This is a genomic window from Pseudomonas sp. UBA6323 (assembly GCF_002439135.1).
Classification (GTDB): domain Bacteria; phylum Pseudomonadota; class Gammaproteobacteria; order Pseudomonadales; family Pseudomonadaceae; genus Aquipseudomonas.
Map to the genome: position 1 here is coordinate 1 of NZ_DJSX01000075.1, position 18293 is coordinate 18293.

Here is an 18293-nt window from a genome sequence, read left to right on the forward strand (position 1 = left end):
AATCAAGGTGGGTGTAGATCTGCGTGGTGGCGATGTCGGCGTGGCCGAGCAACTCCTGCACGGCGCGCAGGTCCTGCGAGGACTCCAGCATATGGCTGGCAAAGCTGTGGCGCAGCATGTGCGGATGCAGGTGTTGGCCCAGCTCGCGTACACCCGCCTGGCGTACGCGCAGCTGCACCGCGCGCGGCCCGAGGCGTCGGCCCTGCTGGCTGATGAACACTGCCCCGTCGCCGGGGTTGGCCAGCTTGCGCAGGGGCAGCCACTGCTCCAGCGCCTGGCGCGCCAGGCTGCCGACCGGCAGTTCGCGCACCTTGTTGCCTTTGCCGCGTACGCGCACCAGGCCGGCCGGCAGGTCCAGGCCATCGAGATCGAGCCCGACCAGTTCGGACAGGCGCAGCCCGGAGGAATAGAACAGCTCGAGCATGGCCTGATCGCGGCGAGCGATGAAGTCATCCTCGACCGCGCCGTCGAGCAGCTGCGCGCTGCGATCGGCGTCCAGCGTGCGCGGCAGGCGGCGTTCGCGTTTCGGCGGGCTGAGGCCGGTGGCCGGGTCGTGGCGGCACAGGCCTTCACGCAACAGATATTGATAGAGGCCGCGGGTGGCCGAGAGCAGGCGTGCCAGGCTGCGGCTGGACAGGCCCTGCTGATGCAGGCGGGCAACCAGGCGGCGCAGATTGCGCGTGTCCAGCTCGGCCCAGTCACTCAGGCCTTCGGCTTCGCAGAATGCCTGGACCTTGCCGAGGTCACGGCGATAGCCGTCAAGGGTATGCACCGACACCTGGCGCTCGCGGCGCAGGTGTTCGAGGTAGGCATCGAGAGCAGCGGCAAGCTTCAAGCTTCAAGCTCCAAGTAAAAGCGTTCGGTCTGCCTGTTCTTGCGGCTTGTAGCTTGAAGCTTGTAGCTGCTTCTAACGTACCGACCGCAGCGGCGTGGCGAAGCTGGGCAGTACACGGGCAAGAACTTCGGCGATATAGCCGAGGAACAGCGTACCGAGCGAGCTCTTGTAGTGCTGCGGATCGGCGCTGCCGATGGCGAGAACGCCGTGCAGGCCCTGATGGGTGAGGCTGACCACGGCCGCGGAACCGACTTGCGCCGCGTCCTCCTTGCCGAACAGGAACTCCAGCTCGTGCGGGCGCAGCACGCCGCAGATGGTCTTGCCGCCGCTGAGCAGGCCGCCGACCTGTTGATGCGCTTCGGCCGAGCTGACCGAGCGACCGACCGGCAGCTTGTTGTCGCTGAACAGGATCAGGCCGACGAAGGGCACCTGGAACTCGTGGCGCAGGCTGTCTTCGACCACGCCGACCACTTCCTCGAGGCTGCCGGCATCGAGCAGATCCAGCACCAGGCGGCGGGTCTTGTCGAACAGGCGGTCGTTGTCGCGGGCTACGTCCATCAGCTGGCCGAGGCGGTGGCGCATCTCGATGTTGCGCTCGCGCAGCAGCTTGACCTGACGTTCGACCAGCGACACGGCATTGCCGGGCTGGTGCGGAATGCGCAGTTCGGGGATCAGTTCTTCATGGTCGATGAAGAACTCCGGGTGCAGGCGCAGATAGGCTGCGACCGTTTCCGAATCGAGCGGTTTGGGCGAATCCTGCTGGTCGGTCATAGGCGAACCTGTCCTTCGTATACGCGGGCAGCGGGCCCGGTCATCATAACCGGCTGACCTTCGCCTGCCCATTCGATGGACAGTTTGCCGCCCGGCAGCTCCAGTTGCACGGGCGAATCCATCCAGCCCTGGCGAATCGCCGCGACGGCCGCGGCGCAGGCGCCGGTGCCGCAGGCCTGGGTCTCCCCGGCGCCGCGCTCCCACACGCGCAGGCGCGCATGCTTGCGGTCGAGCACCTGGAGGAAGCCGACATTGACCCGCTGCGGGAAACGCGGGTGATGTTCCAGCTTCGGCCCGAGCGTATGCACCGGGGCGTTGTCGACGCTGTCGACGCGCAGCACGGCGTGCGGGTTGCCCATCGACAGCGCGGCCAGCTCGACGCTCTGGCCGTCGACGTCGACGCGATAGTTCAGCGCGGCCTGTTCGGCCTGGAACGGTACCTGTTCCGGCTGCAGGCGCGGGGCGCCCATGTCGACGCAGACCTGCCCGTCGCTTTGCACGCGCAGCTCGATGATGCCGCTCTTGGTCTCAACGCGAATGATCTTCTTGGTGGTCAGGCGCTTGTCCAGCACGAAGCGGGCGAAGCAGCGCGCACCGTTGCCGCATTGCTCCACTTCCGAACCGTCGGAATTGAAAATGCGGTAGCGGAAGTCGATATCCGGGTGGTTCGGTGGCTCGACGATTAAAAGCTGATCGAAACCGACGCCGGTGTGGCGATCGCCCCACTGCTTGGCGTGCTTGGGCTGCACGTGGGCATGCTGACTGATCAGGTCGAGGACCATGAAGTCATTACCCAGCCCGTGCATCTTGGTAAAGCGCAATAGCATGGCGTCGCCCTCAGGCCGGCAGCAGGCTTTCGCCGGCATAGAGCTCTTGGACGGTTTCGCGACGACGCACCTCGAAGGCCTGCTCGCCGTCCACCAGCACCTCGGCGGCGCGGCCGCGGGTGTTGTAGTTGGAGCTCATGACGAAACCGTAGGCACCGGCCGAGCGCACGGCCAGCAGGTCGCCTTCTTCCAGCACCAGCTGACGATCCTTGGCCAGGAAGTCGCCAGTCTCGCAGATCGGCCCGACCAGGTCGTAATTGCGCGCCTGGCCGTCACGCGGCTGTACCGGCGACACGTCCATCCAGGCCTGGTACAGCGCCGGGCGGATCAGGTCGTTCATCGCCGCATCGACGATGGCGAAGTCCTTGTGCTCGGTGTGCTTGAGGTATTCCACCTGGGTCAGCAGTACGCCGGCGTTGGCGACGATGAAGCGGCCCGGCTCGAACACCAGCGACAGGTCGCGACCTGCCAGGCGCTTGCGCACGGCGGCGATGTAGTCGCCGGCCAACGGAGGTTGCTCGTCGCGGTATTGCACGCCGAGGCCGCCGCCCAGATCCAGATGCTTGATGACGATGCCGCGCGCGGCCAGCTTGTCGACCAGCAGCAGCAGGCGATCAAGCGCATCGAGGAAGGGCTCGAGGGTGGTCAGCTGCGAGCCGATATGGCAATCGACGCCGATCACTTCCAGGTTCGGCAGCTCGGCGGCGCGGGCGTAGACCGCCTCGGCCTGCTCGATGTCGATGCCGAACTTGTTTTCCTTGAGGCCGGTGGAAATGTACGGGTGAGTGCCGGCGTCCACGTCCGGGTTGACCCGCAGCGACACCGGCGCCTTGACGCCCAGTTCGGCGGCGACCTTCTGCAGGCGCTCCAGCTCGACGCTGGACTCGACGTTGAAGCAGTGCACGCCGACTTCCAGCGCGCGGCGCATGTCATCGCGGCTCTTGCCGACGCCGGAGAAGACGATACGGCTCGGCTCGCCACCGGCGGCCAGCACGCGCTCCAGCTCACCGCTGGAAACGATGTCGAAGCCGGCACCGAGACGCGCCAGCACGTTGAGCACGCCGAGGTTGGAGTTGGCCTTGACCGCGAAGCAGACCAGGTGCGGCATGCCCGCCAGGGCGTCGGCATAGGCGCGGTACTGCCTTTCGATATGGGCGCGCGAATAGACGTAGGTGGGCGTGCCGAAGCGCTGGGCCAGCGCAGACAAGGCAACGCCTTCCGCGAACAGCTCGCCGTCGCGGTAGTTGAAGGCTTCCATGGGGCAGCTCCTGTCAGAGTTCGAAACGGTCTCGGCTGTTGCCAGCGTTTTCGTCGCCCGGCAGGTACAGCGGGCCTTTCTGACCGCAGCCGGCCAGCAGGCATACGGCGGCGAGGAGCGCGAGGGTCAGTCGCTTCATGGGACGGTCCTTGAAAATAAGCATGATTGCGCCGGAGTATACCGACCCCCCGCCACCTTGCCTATGCGCCCGGCGCCCGCCTGGCGGGGCGCCGGCTCGATTTGCGTATGCATCTGGCGCGTGCGCCGAAGGCATTCGCGCCGGCTTGGGTTAGCATGCGCTGAGCAACGAGGAGCCAAGATGGACAATCCCGCGATTCTGGCCGGCTCGGTCTCGGTCGCCTACCTGCAAGGCCTGATCGAACACCTGCAACGACAAGGGGTGGCCACCGAGGCGCTGCTCGCCCATGTCCAGCTCGGCCCTGAAGCCTTGAGCCAGCGCGATCAACGCATCGCTGCCAGTGCCTATCTGACCTTGCTGGGTGAGGGTGTGCGCCTGACCGGCGATCAATATCTGGGCCTGCACCTGGGCGAGTCGGTGCGCCCGGGCTATTACGGCGTGCTCGGCTCCCTGATCATGAGCTGCGCCACCCTGGCCGACGCCCTGCACCGCCAGGCACGCTACGCTTCGCTGGTCGGCAGTCTGGGGCGGGTCATACTCGATGACGAGCCCGTACGGCCCAATGGCGAAGCGCTGGTCGCCCATCGCTGGGAGCCGTTGCTGGCGCAGCAGCAGCGTCAACTGAGTGAGGAAACCCTGGCCGGCTGGGTGAGCTTCGGGCGCTGGATCAGCGGCCTGGATATCTCCCCAACCGAGGTGCGCTTCCAGCATTCGGCACCCGCCGATACCTCGGAGCACGCGCGTATATTCCGTTGCCCGGTGCTCTTCGATCAGCCCGACAATGCCCTGATCTTTCCCAGGCGTCTGCTGAGCGTGCCGCTGAACCAGGCGGATGCGCAGGTGCGCGGGATGCTCGATGCCTACGCCGATCGTCTGCTCGCCGAACTCAACCAGGGCAGCAGCGTGCTCGACCGCGCGCGCCTGGAGCTGGCGCGTCAGCTGCCGGAGCAGGGGCCGGATCTGGAGGCCATCGCTGCCGCCCTGGCCTTGAGCCCGCGGACCTTGCAACGGCGTCTGCGTGAGGGCGGGCTGTCGTTCAGCCAACTGGTCGACGAGACGCGCCAGCAACTGGTGCTGCACTACCTGCGTGACCCTGCGCTGGAACTGGCGGAAATCGCCTTTCTGGTCGGCTTCAGCGAGCCGGGCTCGCTGGCACGTGCATTTCGTCGCTGGACGGGAACGAGTCCGGGCGAGTACCGTCGCCACCTTTGTGCCCAGGCCGGTTAACCTGGCCTGGCATCTACCGCTAATTTCCATGCAGTCGCTGCATCTAGTGAGGACACCCCGATGAGCCTGAGCGAAGCCCGCTTTCACGACCTGGTCGATGCCACCCAGCAGGCGGTGGAGGACATCTTCGACGACAGCGGTCTGGACGTTGACCTGGAGAACAGCGCCGGTGTGCTGACGGTGCGTTTCGACAACGGCAGCCAGCTGATCTTCAGCCGCCAGGAGCCGATTCGTCAGCTGTGGCTGGCGGCCCGTTCCGGTGGTTTCCACTTCGATTACGACGAAGCCGAGGGTCGCTGGATCTGTGACACCAGCGACGAGCAGTTGGGCGAGATGCTGGTGCGCATCACCCTCGAGCAGTGCGGCACTGAGCTGGAGTTCGATGAGCTCTGAGCCGAGCGAGGCGCCGCTGGCCTCGCCGTGCCGGCGCCAGTGCTGCCTGGACGAGCGCGACCAGTGTATGGGCTGCGGTCGCACCCTGCAGGAGATTCTCGACTGGGGCGCGGCCGATAATGCGCGGCGCCGCTCGATCTGCCAGGCCGCGCAGCAGCGTTTGCAACAGCGCCAGCAAGGCCATTGACCCGCCAGTCTTGTTTATTTGTCCGGCTGTGTTAGGGTCGGTAAGACATTCAGTCGAACCCTGCCTTCGGGCGGGGTTTTGCTTTTTTATGGCTTACGCGAGGAGACCGCCCGGCATCATGAACAGCGCACCTACCATCACCATTACCCGTCTCGATCTGCAGCGTCTGGAGCGCCTGCTCGACAGCCTGGACGAGTTCGGGCCGGGCGCCGAGGCGCTGCAGGCCGAGCTGGATCGTGCCGAAGTGGTGGGGCACGACGAGGTGCCGGCAGGAGTGGTGACCATGAATTCGCGCGTGCACTGCCGCGAAGAGAGCAGTGGCAAGGATTACCACCTGACCCTGGTCTACCCGCAGGACGCCGGCGGCGATGGCAAGGTCAGCATCCTCGCACCGGTCGGCAGCGCCCTGCTCGGCCTGTCTGTCGGCCAGCACATCGACTGGCCGGTTCCGGGCGGCAAGCAACTCAAGCTGACCCTGCTCGAAGTCGAGTACCAGCCGGAAGCGGCCGGCGAATACGACCGCTAAACGGCCGTTCAGGCCGGCAGCGGCTCAGTTTTTGCCGGCCGGCATGCCGCTCCGCATTCCTGCAGATCAATGCTGCGCTCGAACAGGCGCTGCACCGCCGGTTGGTGGCTGACCGCGATTAGTGTGCAGTTCGGCAGGCGTTGGCGCAGCCGTTCGAGCAGTTGGCAGGCGGCCTTGTCATCGAGCTGGTTGGTGGCCTCGTCGAGGTAAAGCGTATCGGGCCGGTAGAGCAGGGCGCGGGCCAGCGCCAGGCGCTGCTGTTCGCCACCGGAGAGTTTCCGGCCCCATTCGGCTTCCCTATCGAGCTTGTCGATCAGATGCTCGAGACCCACATCCTTCAACACGCCGATCAGCTCGAGGCTGTTCGGGACCTGCGCTGCCGGATAGGCCAGCGCCTCGTCCAGACGGCCACTAGCCAGGTACGGCTTCTGCGGCAGCAACAGGCTGCGCCCTCCCGGTAACTGCCAGGTGCCACGGTGATGAGGCCAAAGGCCCATCAAAGTGCGAAGCAGCGTGGATTTGCCCAGCCCGCTGGCGCCGGCCAGGCGCAGCCATTCGCCGGGTTGCGCGTGCAGCGTCAGGCCGCACAGCAGCGCTTCGCCATTGGGGCGTAGGACGTCCAGGCCGCAGGTGTTGAGCGTGTCGCCATGGCTGAGTTCGACGGGTTCGAGCCGCTCCATGGCCTGCTGGAACTGGCCAAGGCGCTCCACCGTGGCGCTCCATTCCATCAGCGTGCGGTAGGAGAAGATGAACCAGCTCAGCGATTCGTATACCGCGCCGAAGGCCGTGCGGATCTGCATCAGCCCGCCAAGGGTGATGGTCTTGGCGAGAAAGGCCGGCAGCGCGATGAACACCGGAACGATCAATCTGACGCGTTCGTAGCCGACTGTGAATGTGCCGAGCTTCAGCTCCCGTTGCATCAGGCTCCGCCAGTTGTTGGCAATGGCGGAGAAACGCAGCCGCAGACCTTGCTGCTCGGCTTCCTCACCGCCATACAGGGCGATCTGTTCGGCATGGTCGCGCTTTCGCAGCAGATCGGTACGAAAGGCGGCTTCGCTGCGCTGTCGTTCATAGTTGAGACCATGCAGCGGATGGCCCAGCCAGTGCGTGACCAAGGTGCCAATCAGGGTGTAGATCACCACGGCCCAGACCAGGTAGCCATCGAGGGTCACGCTGTAATCGCCAAGCGTGAAGGTCTGCGTGCCGGAAAGCTGCCAGAGAACGCTGACGAACGCGCCGATCTGCATGGTGTTGATGAACAGCGAGACGACCAGGCCGACAGTCTTGTCCGACAGCAGATACGCGTCTTCGGCGATGCGCTGATCGGGGTGGTCCGGTTCGCCGCTGAGGCCCAGACGGTAGTAGCGGCGCTCACCGAGCCAGCGCTCGAGCAGGTAGTCGTTGAGGTGCTGACGCCAGCGCAGGATGAGCGCTTTGGTGAGCCAGTTCTTCGAAACGATGACGGCGATCAGCGCCGCGATGGCCAGTGAGTAATCACCCATCAGGGTGAGCAAAGCGCCGCCATCGAAAGTCGCCAGGGTGTCGTAGAAACGCTTGCTCCAGGCGTTGATGTAGACATTGACCTGGACGATGCCGATGCCCATGGCGAACACCAGGCCAAGCAGCGCCCAGCCCGGCCAGCCGGCGCGGCTGCCCCAGAATGGCCTGGCCAGCATGAAGAACATCCGAAGGGTTTTCACGAGTCGGCATCCTTGGGCAGCACCTGCATGCGCACTTCATTGGCCCGCGGGAACAGCTGGCGCGCCAGACGCTGCATGGGTTCGGGCTCCAGCGCGGCAGGCAATTGCCCTTGCTCGCTGAGGTAGCGCGGATCGCCCCAGGCGCGTTCGCTGAGAATCAGGCGGTGCAACTGGGTGGCGGGGTCTTTGCGGCGTTCGGCTTCCTTGCGCGCCAGGTCGTTGCGCAGGCCGGCAACGCGTTGCGCGGTTACCGCCTCCGGCAATGTGGCCAGGGTTTCCTGTGCCAGTTGCCAGAGTTCATCGGCTCGTTGTGGCGAGCTGCTGAAGTGCAGTTCGCTGTCGATGCGCTGATGATCGGCGCTCAATTCGGCCTCGAAGCGCAGGCGATAAATGCCGGTAGCGTCGCCGCGCAGGCGCTGCTTGAGCTGGGCATTGGCGATTTCACGCAGGGCTTTGATGCGCGCGGCATCGGCCGGGTTCCAGGCGTGGGGTTGGAAGCTGCTGGCATAGAGGGCCGCACGCGGCTCCATCGCGATGGCCAGCGTGGCCTGGCGCCGGCCCGGCTGGCGGGGAAGACTGGCATCGGGCAGCGGTTCGCCGCGCGGAATCGCGGCCAGGTACTGGCTGACCAGGGCGGTTAGTTCGGCTTCGCTCAGCTCGCCCATCAGATAGTAGGTGACCGGGGCTGCAGCCTGACGCTGCCAGTCCGCTTCCACCTGCTCGCGTTTGAGCGTGGCCAGGGCCTGCGCGGTTGGCTGCTGCCAGTCGTTCTCACCTTGCTTGAGACGACGCCAGGTGGCGTCCTGCTCGCTGCGCACATGGTCGCGCTGGCGTGACAGTTGGTCCCGCAGCGCCTCGATGCTTTCGCCATAGGCCTGGTCATCCAGGCTGCTGCGAACCTGACGTGCCTGATACAGCGCCAGCAGGCTGCGCACGTTTTTCACCTCGGCGCTGCCCTGGGCTTCAAGGCGGCTGGCGCCTTGCGCGAAGGACAGTTGCACACCCTCGCGTTTTTGCCAGGCGCTGAACTGTTCGTCGCTCCAGCTCTGCGGCGGGGTCTGCAACGCCAGCTGGTTGGCGATCTGCGCACGCCAGGGCACGGCGCCCTCGTGCAGGAAGCCGGCAGTGGAGTCGACCCGCAGTTGTACCTTGCCGTCTGCGCCTGGGTGGCGCAACCACACCAGGCGGTCACCGTTGCTCAACTGCCAGTGCTCCACCTGCTCGGCGGCGAAGCTGCGCCGCTGCAGCACACGGCCGGCCGGCAGATCGCTGGACAGCCGCGGAATTTCCACCTCGGCCTGAGCGACAGGCGGCAGCGGTGCAGCCAACTCCGCGCGCGCCATGGCCTGCCATTGCTGCAGCACAGTATCGGCGGTGGGCAAGTTCAGCTCCGTACCGCCAGGCGCACTGAGTTGCAACACTCGGTCCGGGCTGGCCAGCCAGCTGCGGATGCGCTGCTGCAGATCGTTCGCGCTGATGCTGTCCAGGCTGTCCAGGGCATTGCGGGCGATCACCGCGGGGTCCTGCAACACCCGTTCGGCAATGGTTGCATCGTTGAGTTGGCGTACCCAGCCATCGAAATCACGCGGGGCGGGATCATTCAGCATGCGTTCGGCGATCTGGCGAACGTCGTCCTTAGCCGTCTGCACATCTTGCTCATGCAGGGCGTGACGGTTGATCCGCTGCAGTTCACGCAGCAGGGTTTCCAGCGCTTGCGGGTGATGCTGGCCCTTGACCGAGGCGGCCACGGCCAGCACGCCGGTGCGCCGGCCGATTTGGGTCTTCACGGCGGTGAGGCTGCTGGCGGTATTCTCGTCCAACGGCTGGCGGCGCAACTGGCGCGACAGCACGCTGAGGGCCAGGCGATCGATCAGGCGCTCATGGCCGCCGGCCACGGTCTGCTCGCGGCTGTCGAGTTGCTGGAAGCGAAACAGCAGGGCCACCTGGTTGCTGCCGCTCTGGCTGTCCTGCACGCGAAACACCTTGAGCTTGTCGTCCAGCGGCAGTTCCAGATGCTCGCGGCTCGGCACCTGGCCGCGCTGAGGCTTGGCGAAAGCCTGTTCGATCTGCGCGATGATCTGCTGCGGCTCGAAGTCGCCGACCACGTTAAGCACCATGTTGTTGGGCAGGTACCAGCGTTGCTGGAAAGCCTGCAACGCGCTCAGCTGCGCCTGCTCGATGGCCTGGCGGTTGCCGATGGTGCGGTGCGCCGGGTAACGCGAGCCGGTGCGTTGGGCCGCGGTGCGCTTGGCGTTCATACGCTGCGCCACGCCGAGGCCGCCGCGCCATTCCTCGATGACGATGGGGCGCTCGCGCTGCAGATCATCCGCTGTGAAGTCGGCGGCGAAAGCCATGGTCGCCAGGGTCTGCAGTGCCAGCTCCGTACTCTTGACGCCATTGGGCGGGCTGAGCAGGTACTGGGTGCGCTCGTAACTGGTCACCGCATTGAAGTGACGGCCTTGCTGCCACCCCGCCTTCAACAGGCGCTGGCGCGCGTCCAGCGTGTCGCCGCCATGGCTGTAGAACGCCAGGTGTTCGAGCATGTGGGCGACGCCGACCTGGTCGTCGGCCTCGTCCACCGAGCCGGCATGTACCGTCAGGCGTACATCCAGACGGCCCTTTTGTTCATCGAGGCGTATCAGGTTGTAGCGCAGGCCGTTGGGCAGCTCGCCGCGCGTGACGATCGGATGCCATTGCAGCGGCGCGTCGCCGTCGGGCAGGGAGGTGCAGGCACCGAGCAGCAGCGCTGCCAGTGCCGTGATCCCNNGGATTTTCACGGGATGCATGGGCGCGAGCCTTATTAGAATTGATAGCCGACTTCGAGCCAGTACTGGCGGCCGGTCTCGTAGCTGGTGGTGCCGGCTCTGTCGCTGACGATGGTGTTGATCTTGTCGGTGACGTTGGTGATGTCCACCGCGACATAGGTCGACTGGGTGCCGCCAAGCGGCAGTGTCCACTTGATTCTGGTATCCCAGGTTGGCGCGGCGGGTACGCTGCCGACTTCGTAGTTCTCGTAGTCGGCGCCATCGATGGTGATGGTATCCGGGCTGGCGCGGAAAATCTGATCGTAGGGGCCGCGGTAGCGCAGGAAGTTGGTCCAGGTCAGGTTCAGCGCCGGGATGCTGGTCACCGTATTCAGGCGCACGGTCCACGGGCGGTTGAAGTTGTCGGCCGGCAGTTCGCTATAAGGCATGAGGCTGCCGTCGAAATAGACGTCGTCGTCCGCCAGGCGGCTTTCGTTGAGAGTGTTCTCGTAGCTGTTCTGCGCGCTGCGTGTGCGGTTCCAGTCCAGGCCCAACAGAAAGCTGGTCTGGGTGCCTGCGAACCTCAGGTTTTGCAGCGGGTTGACCGTCAGGGTGACGGTCTCGTTGCGGCTTTTTCCGGCATTGGTGTAGGTGTAATAGTCGGCAATGCTGCTCACGCCGTCACCCTCTTCCAGTCCCAGGTAGCGAGCGCGGCTGCGCACGACCTGATCCTTGCCGTCGCGGTGCACGTACTTGAGTTCGAATTGCATGCCCAGCGCTTGCTGGGCGAAGCCGATCATCCATTCGTCGTCGTAGGGAATGTCGATCTTGCGGAAGCTGCTTTGATCGACGCCAAAGTTGGTCCAGGGGCCGAAGTCGAGGATGGTGTCGGTATTGGAATTCAGGCGCGTGGCCCGCCAGCGCAGAGACTCGCGGCCATCGGCGAGGCGATATTTGAACAGGTTGCGCCCGTAGTAACGGTTGGCGCCGACGGTCAGCACGCTGCGCTCGTCGCCGAAGAAGTCGTAGCTGGCCGCGAAGCGCGGCGCGATGGTCTTCTTGTCCATGTAGTTATCGGCGTCGAAGCGTACGCCAGGGAGCAGTTTGAGATTGCCGATCTCGATGTCGTCCTGCAGGTAGAGCGCATAGTCGATCTGTTCGGCTTCCACCTTTCCCGCTCTGACGTTGTTCAGCAGGCCAAAGTACTGGCGCTCGGGCTTGCCGGTGGCATCGACACTGACCGAGCAGTACTCCGTATCGAGCGTGCCACTGGCGGTGACGCAGCTGGTGCCAGCGGTCGCCGTGGTGCGCCTGAGCACCGAAGCGCCAAAGGCATCTTCCATCACTTCGTAAGATGCCTTCTGCCTGCGTACTTCCAGGCCAAACCCCAGCGTATGGGTCGCGGCCGCGAAGTTGAACGGATTGGCTATTATGTCCAGGTTGTACTCGAAGCCGGTTTGCCGCTGTTCGAGATCGCCCATGCCGCCTTCGACACTCGTGGAGCCAGCACCGCGCAGCGGGTTGCCCCAGTTCTTGTCCTGCGACCAGCGCCACTGCTTGTGAACGTTGCTGTCGGTGTCGCGCGAGCTTTGCACCATCTTGTAGGCGAGCTGATGGGTGTAGGTGAAGGTGTCGCCCGTCCAGACGGTTTTGAGGGCAGCGGTCTGGCCTCCCTGGTCGATTCGAAAACCGGAGTTTTTCTGGTTGTTCTTGAAAAAGGTGTTTTCAGCCGGCGCATCGACCAGGGTCAACGTCATGTCCAGACGGTCATGGGGCGTCCAGAATGCCTTGATCATCTTGTTGTCGATGTTGCGCTTCTGGTCCTTCTTGACCTGGTCGCCCGTGCTTTCAAAGCCTCCGTCGTAGGTATACAGCGGAATCTCGGAGTTCTTGCGCACGAAGCTGCCGAGCAGCCCGAAGTTATCGGTGACATGGCCTTCGAGCAGAACTCGGGTGGTGAGCTTCCTGAATTCCGGCTGGTTGGAGTAAGTGCTGGACTTGGCGAATTCCTCTTCGCTCATCTCGTCATGGTTGATGTGGTATTCGGTCCAGTCGGACTTGGTCATCTGCGCGGAAATCTTGCCATGGAAGTCGTGCGTCGGTCGGCGGGTGATCGCGTCGATGACGCCGCCGTTGAAGCGCCCGTACTTGGCCGAGACGTTGGAGTCGTAGACCCGCACCTCTTCAAGCAGGTCGGCGTCAAGAGCGATGCCGAAGGCGTTGCTGGGCAGGCCATAAGCGTTGTTTATGTCGTTACGCGAGCCACTGCTTGCCCCTGGGTCGAGGTCATTGTTGATGCTGACGCCATCGACCATGAAGTTGTTCTGATAGAACTTGGCGCCGTTGATGCTGATGTCCGCCGGGTTGATTTCGCCGGGTGTATTGGAGCTCTGCTGGGTGGTATCGAAGCGCACGCTGGGGTGCATCTTGAGCATGGTGGTCATGTCGCCATTGGCACCGGCGAAGTTCTCGATGGCGCGGCGGTCGATCACGGCTTCGCCCTGGTAGGCACTGTCCGATCTGCCCATCACCACCGAGTTGCTCAGTTCCAGCACATCGCTTTGTCTGTCGAGCTGATGGAAGGTCAGCAGCCCTTGCTCAAAGCTCCAGCCGATGTTGCTGCCGGTAAGCATTCGTTGCAGGGCCTGCTCAGCGCTCATCTGCCCTTTGACCTGGTTGCCATGCCGGCGTGCGAGCAGGTAAGGGTCGGCACTGATCTGAATGCCACTTTGCTGGGCGAAGGCGATCAGCGCGTCGCCCAGGGGTTGGGCGGAAATGTCGAAGTCATGCTGTTGTTGCAGCTGGGCGCTCACGCTGTCATTGGCTAGCGCGTGGCTGGTCGCGATAGGCAGGGCGCCACACTGGACCAGAATGCCCAGGCTGATGGCCCGAACCAGTTTCTGGCGATGGATGGCGGGAGTTCCTTGCCGCTGCAACTGCTTGTCCATGTTTTCCCCGAACGGGCCAAAGGCCCAAATGAAAGCTAATGCGAATCCGTATCGATTCGAGTTCGAGGCAATGACGTTCCGGCGCGATAAATTTTCAGAAATTTTTCAATTATTTTCGTATGAACGAAAAAGACGCCGCACGGAGCGGCTCAGGGCTGGTCTTCGACGATGCGCAACCAGCCGGTCCAGGTGCTGACCCGGCCCTGATAGGGTTGCACCACGGCGCGCAGGGCCGCGTCCGGATCGTTCAGGTCGTAGACGCCGGTAATGCGTTTCTCGCCGAGGGTTTCGTTGCGCAGAACCAGCGTGCCGGGTAGGTGAGGGCGCAGTTCGTCGAGCACGTCGGCAATCCGTGCATCGCGCGCTACCAGCTTGCCGTGCTGCCAGGCGGCGATCTGGCTGACCGGGAGCTTGTCGAGGCTCACCTCGTCATCGCTGCGCCAGCGTAACCGCTGCCCCGACTGCAGCGATTCCGCTATCAGGCTATCGCCCTGCGCGACGCGCACCGAACCGTGCTGCACCGCCACGGCCAACTTACCGGGACGGATGGCGACGTTGAAGGCGGTGCCGGTGACGGTGATCTGCAACTGATCGGCATCGACGGTGAAGGGGCGGCTCTTGTCCGGCGCCACTTCGAAGAACGCCTGGCCGCTGAGCAGGCGGACTTCACGTCGATTGCCGTCGAACTCGACGGCAATCGCCGATTGGCTGTCCAGTCGTATGCGGCTGCCGTCGTCCAGCTCGATGCTGCGCTGCTCGCCGAGACCGGTGCGGTAGTCGCTGTGGTAACTCAGGTAGGCGTCCGGCGCGATGAATACCACCATGCAAGCAGCCAGCGAACCTGCGAGCAGGGCGGGCCAGCGGCGGCGACGGGATCGCAGCGGGCGTGCTGCCAGCGGGATTGCCGTCACTGGGGGCGCGACATCGGCAGGCGCTTCAGTGGCTGCAGACTGGGCCATGCCGGTCAGCCGCCAGACCCGTTCGGCCTTGCGGTAGGCCTCGACATGGTTGGCATCGCTGGCCAGCCAGGCGGCCAGCTCGCTGCGCAACGCGGCATCCTCCGGGCGCTGCTGGATGCGCAGCAGCCAGTCCAGAGCGATGTGTCTGAGGTTGCCGGTCATGGTCGTTCCGGGGTGTCCTGAAAAGTGGGCAAGGGTCGCACAGTGGCGGCCATACGAGCAAAAGACGGATCAGCGCAGCGGATTTTCAGATCAGCCATTGGCCTGCTCCAGGCGGTCGGCGCAATGACACAGCGCCTGGTGCACCAACTGATGCGCCAGGCCGACTGAAATGTTCAGTGTCGCGGCGATATGCTGCAAGGTGTGGCCTTCCAGGCGGTGCATTTCGAAGGCGCGCCGCACGCGTTCCGGCAGTTCGGCCAGGGCCGCATTGACGATGCGCAGCTCGTCGCTGCTGGCAGCCTGCTGCTCCGGCCCGGGCTTGTGGTCTGACAGTTCTTCGAGCAGGCGTTCGCCATCGGCCTGCTGGCGCTCGCTGGACACCCGGCGGATCAGGTCGAAGGCGAGATTGCGAACGATGCGATAGAGATAGCCGACCGGCTGATTGATCGTTGCCTCTTCGTCGGCGCGGCCGTTGAAGCGCAGCCAGGCTTCCTGAACGACATCTTCGGCCTGGGCGCGGCAGCCGAGTATGGGGGCGGCGTAGTCTACCAATGCATTGCGATGGGCGAGGTAGAGGTCGAGTTTCGAGTTGGGTGATGAGGACACGATACGGGCTGCCGGCGGCTGCGGACATTGGGAGCGTCACAGCGAGCCGGCATCATATCTATAATGAGAATCTTTATCAAAAATACGTCTAAAGGGTTCGCAGCGCCTGGTTCAGAGCTTCTTCCAGGCTGGTCTTGAAGCGTAGGTAGTTCACCATCGAGGGGTGGCGGTCGCCTTGTACAGCGGACAGATCGAGGTCGGTGATGTAGCACGGGTAGCGCTCTTCGTCGCGGCGCTGGGCAAGGATATGGCGTGCCACGCTGGCGAACAGCGAGTCGCCGTATTCCAGTTCGGAAAACTCGCGATGGTTGCAGTACAGCGTGACATGGCGCTGGCGGCCGTCGCCCGGCTCGACGATGGCCTGCACATCGTAGAACGGATGGCTGACCTGGGACTCCGGCGCCGGCCTGCGCTCGAGGCGCTGGGCGCGCAACGGCGCAGCCGGTAGCAACTGATAGTAGAGGATTTCCAGTGCCGGCTGATTGTCGCTGCCATCGAGCGGCAGCATGGCGTTGCGCCGATACAGCAGCGACTGCAGAAAGCGCTGCAGCGGCGTGAGCAGGCTTTGCTCGTCACGAAACGGCAGGCGTCGGCGCCACAGGGCGTTGTGCTCGTCGAGCAGGGTCAGCTCGGCTTCGCCGCTGGTTTCGTGCAGGCGGTAGAACACCTGGATGCACTGTGGCCGCCCCATGGGCAGGATCAGCGCCAGGTCGTCGCCATCGAGTGCATGGCGGTCCAGGCGCAGCGGGCTGTAGATGTCCTGTTCGGCGCCGAGGTGATCGAGCAGTGCGGGCAGATCGCCCAGCGCGGCATGGCTGACCTGGCCGGGCTTCAGTTGCAGCACGTGGTAATGCTGACGCACCTGCACCAGGTAGCGCGACTGGCGACCTTCGGCGTAGCTTTCGAGCAGATCGCGCAGCAGCTCTTCGACCCGCTCGGCGATGGCCTGGGCACGATTGCGGCAATAGCAGCGCACGACCACCTTGGGTTGCGGGCCGCCCAGCGGCAGGCTGTTGAGCAGGTCGCGCAGGCAGTCGAGCAGCGCGTCCTGGCCGTCGTAGCGGCTGACCTGCAACTCGTTCCAGCTGTTGAGCACGATCTGGTCGAGGGTCAGCACCAGGTTCTCGCGGACTCCGGAATATCCCAGCGCGTCGGTGCGCCCGGTGGTCATGTGCACGTTCATCTGGCTGTGCTGTTTGAGCGGGTCGACGCCGACATTGACCAGCAACAGCACTTCGCCGGGGACGCTGGCGCGCAGCAGGGCCGCCTCCTCCACGCTAGGCAGGGGCAACGGGAAGCTCTGCTGCAGGCTGCCGATCAGGTTGGACAGCTCGTACTCGGTGAGGTCGCTGGTGCCCGGGTGCAGCGACAGGCGCGTGCTGCTGTCGATCACGCCGTTGCGATGGCACCAGGCAAGCAGCTCGATCAGTTCGCGCGAGCGCTTCAGCGGCGCGAAGTCGGCCCACTCCTGAGCGCCCAGGCTGCCATTGAACAGCGCCCAGAGGTTTTCGTTCGGCGCCTCGGGGCTGGGATACTGGACCAGGGTCAGGGTGTCTTCGGCCAGGTCCGGGGCGATGCCGGGGTTGATGAACTCCACCTTGCCGGCCTTGCGCTCGAATGCGGCGTACAGACGTCTGCCCAGTACATTCAGGTCGCGGTTGTTCAGCGAGCTGCCGGCCTGGGCGCTGCGGGCGAACTGCGAGAGGAAGCGGTAGCTGTAGGTCAGCTCGTTGACCAGCACACGCCGTTCGGCGGCGACCTGGCGCACCTTCCACTGGCTGCGGCTGTCGAGCACGCTGAGCTGGCGAGTCTGCCAGCCCCACTCGTCGGTCAGGCGTTCCAGTAACAGGCGCTGCCAGCTCTTGGTGCGACCGCGGGTCGGCGGGCGGCTGATCTTCTTGTTCACCTTGAGGTACAGGCAGCGGCGGATCAGCTCGAGCCTTTCCCGGTCGTCCCGTGCGCTGAGATATTCCTCCAGGCGGCGGTAGACGACGATATAGGGGTCGAGTTCGTCGAGGTCCAGGCGGCCTTCGAACACCGCCTGCTTGAAGCGCAGCGCCAGGCATTCGACCTTCGGGTGTTCGCTGGCGTAGACCTCGGTGAGCAGCAGCTTGAGCGCGGACTTGTAGGGCGACTCGATGCCCTTGTACAACTGCCACATGCCCGCGCCGATGAATTCTTCCGGCGGGATGTGCGCCAGATGGCCGAGGTCGAGTACGTCTTCGGCGCGCACGAAACGCTTGCTCAGCAGAGTGCGGCAGTAGTCGTGATAGCGCGCCTCCTCGTAAACCGGCACCAGCCACCAGATCGGCGTGCGTCCGCCGAGCCAGATCGCGGTGCGGTAGAACTCGTCGAGCAACAGATAATGCTGGGTGGTGCCGCAGTCATCCGAGGTCAGTTGCGCCTCGCGTGCGCCCTGGGTGAAGCGTTGCGGGTCGACCAGAAAGACATGCACTTCGGCGCCCTGGGTGGCCGCCCAGCTTTCCAGCTGGTCGCATTTTTTGCGCAGGTCCTGCAGCTCCTGCGCGGTGAGATTGGGCGAGTGGCACAGCCACAGGTCCATGTCACTCTGCTCGGCTTGGGCCACGGTGCCCAGGCTGCCCATCAGGAACAGTCCATGCAGCGGCGCAGCACCCTGGCCGCGACGCGGCTTGTAGACGAAGGAGCGGGTCAGGCGCTGCACTTCGGCCAGGCTCTCGTCGTCCGGCTCGAAACCGCTGAGGCCGGCCGGTGTGCTGGCCGAAACATAACCGGGCAACAGCGGATGGTTGACGTGCAACAGCAGCGGCAACAGCTTGAGGACCAGCTGCTGACGCGTGGACAGCGCTTCCATGGCCCGTTGCAGACGGCCCTGGTTGATCTGCAGAAAGCGCGCACGCAACTGTGCCAGCACCTTGCGGTCGATGCCGTCATCGATATCGGGGCGTATTTCCTGCGTGCGCGTCATGCTCGAACTCTACTGCGGGTGCGGCAAGCCTATCAGCGGCGTGCTCGCCAGTGCAGTGCCTTGA

At 64.6% G+C, this 18293-nt stretch carries 15 protein-coding genes; 4 read left to right on the top strand and 11 right to left on the bottom strand.

Going from position 1 to position 18293, the window contains the following annotated elements:
• The 5 genes from B3P22_RS17700 to lptM all read right to left on the bottom strand — a co-directional run.
• Nucleotides 1–835: tyrosine recombinase XerC (locus tag B3P22_RS17700; RefSeq protein WP_296271890.1), on the bottom strand; the 835-nt coding region annotated here is incomplete at its 3' end.
• A 72-nt stretch (nucleotides 836–907) separates the two neighbouring features.
• Complete coding sequence (locus tag B3P22_RS17705; RefSeq protein WP_296271891.1) at nucleotides 908–1606, bottom strand: DUF484 family protein; 699 nt, start codon at nucleotides 1604–1606, stop codon at nucleotides 908–910.
• On the bottom strand, nucleotides 1603–2433 hold the full coding sequence (dapF, locus tag B3P22_RS17710; RefSeq protein ID WP_197858996.1) for a diaminopimelate epimerase: 831 nt from the start codon (nucleotides 2431–2433) through the stop codon (nucleotides 1603–1605). The genes B3P22_RS17705 and dapF overlap by 4 nt, the downstream gene beginning before the upstream one ends.
• A 10-nt stretch (nucleotides 2434–2443) precedes the next feature.
• Nucleotides 2444–3691 carry a diaminopimelate decarboxylase gene (gene lysA / locus B3P22_RS17715; RefSeq protein ID WP_296271892.1) on the bottom strand — a complete coding sequence of 416 codons (1248 nt, stop codon included), beginning with the start codon at nucleotides 3689–3691 and terminating at the stop codon, nucleotides 2444–2446.
• A gap of 13 nt (nucleotides 3692–3704) precedes the next feature.
• Nucleotides 3705–3830, bottom strand: coding sequence for an LPS translocon maturation chaperone LptM (gene lptM / locus B3P22_RS17720; RefSeq protein ID WP_003242379.1), 126 nt, complete (start codon nucleotides 3828–3830; stop codon nucleotides 3705–3707).
• A gap of 180 nt (nucleotides 3831–4010) precedes the next feature.
• On the opposite strand from lptM, the gene B3P22_RS17725 reads away from it, so the two are divergent.
• The 4 genes from B3P22_RS17725 to rnk all read left to right on the top strand — a co-directional run bounded on the left by B3P22_RS17725 (nucleotide 4011) and on the right by rnk (nucleotide 6163).
• Nucleotides 4011–5057 (top strand): AraC family transcriptional regulator, encoded by a 1047-nt coding sequence (locus B3P22_RS17725; RefSeq protein ID WP_296271893.1) that lies wholly within the window; start codon nucleotides 4011–4013, stop codon nucleotides 5055–5057.
• A gap of 60 nt (nucleotides 5058–5117) precedes the next feature.
• Nucleotides 5118–5450 (top strand): iron donor protein CyaY, encoded by a 333-nt coding sequence (gene cyaY, locus B3P22_RS17730; protein WP_003458550.1) that lies wholly within the window; start codon nucleotides 5118–5120, stop codon nucleotides 5448–5450.
• On the top strand, nucleotides 5440–5637 hold the full coding sequence (locus B3P22_RS17735) for a DUF1289 domain-containing protein (protein WP_275545679.1): 198 nt from the start codon (nucleotides 5440–5442) through the stop codon (nucleotides 5635–5637). The genes cyaY and B3P22_RS17735 overlap by 11 nt, the downstream gene beginning before the upstream one ends.
• A gap of 118 nt (nucleotides 5638–5755) precedes the next feature.
• Nucleotides 5756–6163: a nucleoside diphosphate kinase regulator gene (rnk, locus tag B3P22_RS17740; protein WP_197859000.1), complete on the top strand. Its 408-nt coding sequence runs from the start codon at nucleotides 5756–5758 to the stop codon at nucleotides 6161–6163.
• Nucleotides 6164–6171: 8 nt separating this feature from the next.
• Here rnk and B3P22_RS17745 read toward each other — a convergent pair whose 3' ends face one another.
• From B3P22_RS17745 to B3P22_RS17770, 6 genes are all read right to left on the bottom strand, one after another.
• Nucleotides 6172–7863 carry an ABC transporter ATP-binding protein/permease gene (locus B3P22_RS17745; RefSeq protein WP_296271894.1) on the bottom strand — a complete coding sequence of 564 codons (1692 nt, stop codon included), beginning with the start codon at nucleotides 7861–7863 and terminating at the stop codon, nucleotides 6172–6174.
• The gene (locus B3P22_RS17750) at nucleotides 7860–10649 is read right to left on the bottom strand and encodes a M16 family metallopeptidase (RefSeq protein ID WP_296271895.1); all 2790 of its coding nucleotides are present in this window, start codon (nucleotides 10647–10649) and stop codon (nucleotides 7860–7862) included. Before B3P22_RS17750 ends, B3P22_RS17745 begins: the two co-directional genes overlap by 4 nt.
• 14 nt (nucleotides 10650–10663) lie before the next feature.
• Nucleotides 10664–13555 carry a TonB-dependent receptor gene (locus B3P22_RS17755; protein WP_296271896.1) on the bottom strand — a complete coding sequence of 964 codons (2892 nt, stop codon included), beginning with the start codon at nucleotides 13553–13555 and terminating at the stop codon, nucleotides 10664–10666.
• A 149-nt stretch (nucleotides 13556–13704) separates the two neighbouring features.
• Nucleotides 13705–14676: a FecR family protein gene (locus B3P22_RS17760; RefSeq protein WP_296271897.1), complete on the bottom strand. Its 972-nt coding sequence runs from the start codon at nucleotides 14674–14676 to the stop codon at nucleotides 13705–13707.
• Between the two features lie 90 nt (nucleotides 14677–14766).
• Nucleotides 14767–15282, bottom strand: coding sequence for a sigma-70 family RNA polymerase sigma factor (locus B3P22_RS17765; protein WP_296271898.1), 516 nt, complete (start codon nucleotides 15280–15282; stop codon nucleotides 14767–14769).
• Between the two features lie 88 nt (nucleotides 15283–15370).
• On the bottom strand, nucleotides 15371–18229 hold the full coding sequence (locus tag B3P22_RS17770; RefSeq protein WP_296271899.1) for a class I adenylate cyclase: 2859 nt from the start codon (nucleotides 18227–18229) through the stop codon (nucleotides 15371–15373).
• Between the last annotated feature and the right edge of the window lie 64 nt (nucleotides 18230–18293).

What these genes read in the sequence shown, in the direction of transcription:
- B3P22_RS17705 (WP_296271891.1), bottom strand. Translation starts at nt 1,606, where the DNA reads ATGACCGACCAGCAGGATTCGCCCAAACCGCTCGATTCGGAAACGGTC.
- dapF (WP_197858996.1), bottom strand. Translation starts at nt 2,433, where the DNA reads ATGCTATTGCGCTTTACCAAGATGCACGGGCTGGGTAATGACTTCATG.
- lysA (WP_296271892.1), bottom strand. Translation starts at nt 3,691, where the DNA reads ATGGAAGCCTTCAACTACCGCGACGGCGAGCTGTTCGCGGAAGGCGTT.
- lptM (WP_003242379.1), bottom strand. Translation starts at nt 3,830, where the DNA reads ATGAAGCGACTGACCCTCGCGCTCCTCGCCGCCGTATGCCTGCTGGCC.
- B3P22_RS17725 (WP_296271893.1), top strand. Translation starts at nt 4,011, where the DNA reads ATGGACAATCCCGCGATTCTGGCCGGCTCGGTCTCGGTCGCCTACCTG.
- cyaY (WP_003458550.1), top strand. Translation starts at nt 5,118, where the DNA reads ATGAGCCTGAGCGAAGCCCGCTTTCACGACCTGGTCGATGCCACCCAG.
- B3P22_RS17735 (WP_275545679.1), top strand. Translation starts at nt 5,440, where the DNA reads ATGAGCTCTGAGCCGAGCGAGGCGCCGCTGGCCTCGCCGTGCCGGCGC.
- rnk (WP_197859000.1), top strand. Translation starts at nt 5,756, where the DNA reads ATGAACAGCGCACCTACCATCACCATTACCCGTCTCGATCTGCAGCGT.
- B3P22_RS17755 (WP_296271896.1), bottom strand. Translation starts at nt 13,555, where the DNA reads ATGGACAAGCAGTTGCAGCGGCAAGGAACTCCCGCCATCCATCGCCAG.
- B3P22_RS17760 (WP_296271897.1), bottom strand. Translation starts at nt 14,676, where the DNA reads ATGACCGGCAACCTCAGACACATCGCTCTGGACTGGCTGCTGCGCATC.
- B3P22_RS17770 (WP_296271899.1), bottom strand. Translation starts at nt 18,229, where the DNA reads ATGACGCGCACGCAGGAAATACGCCCCGATATCGATGACGGCATCGAC.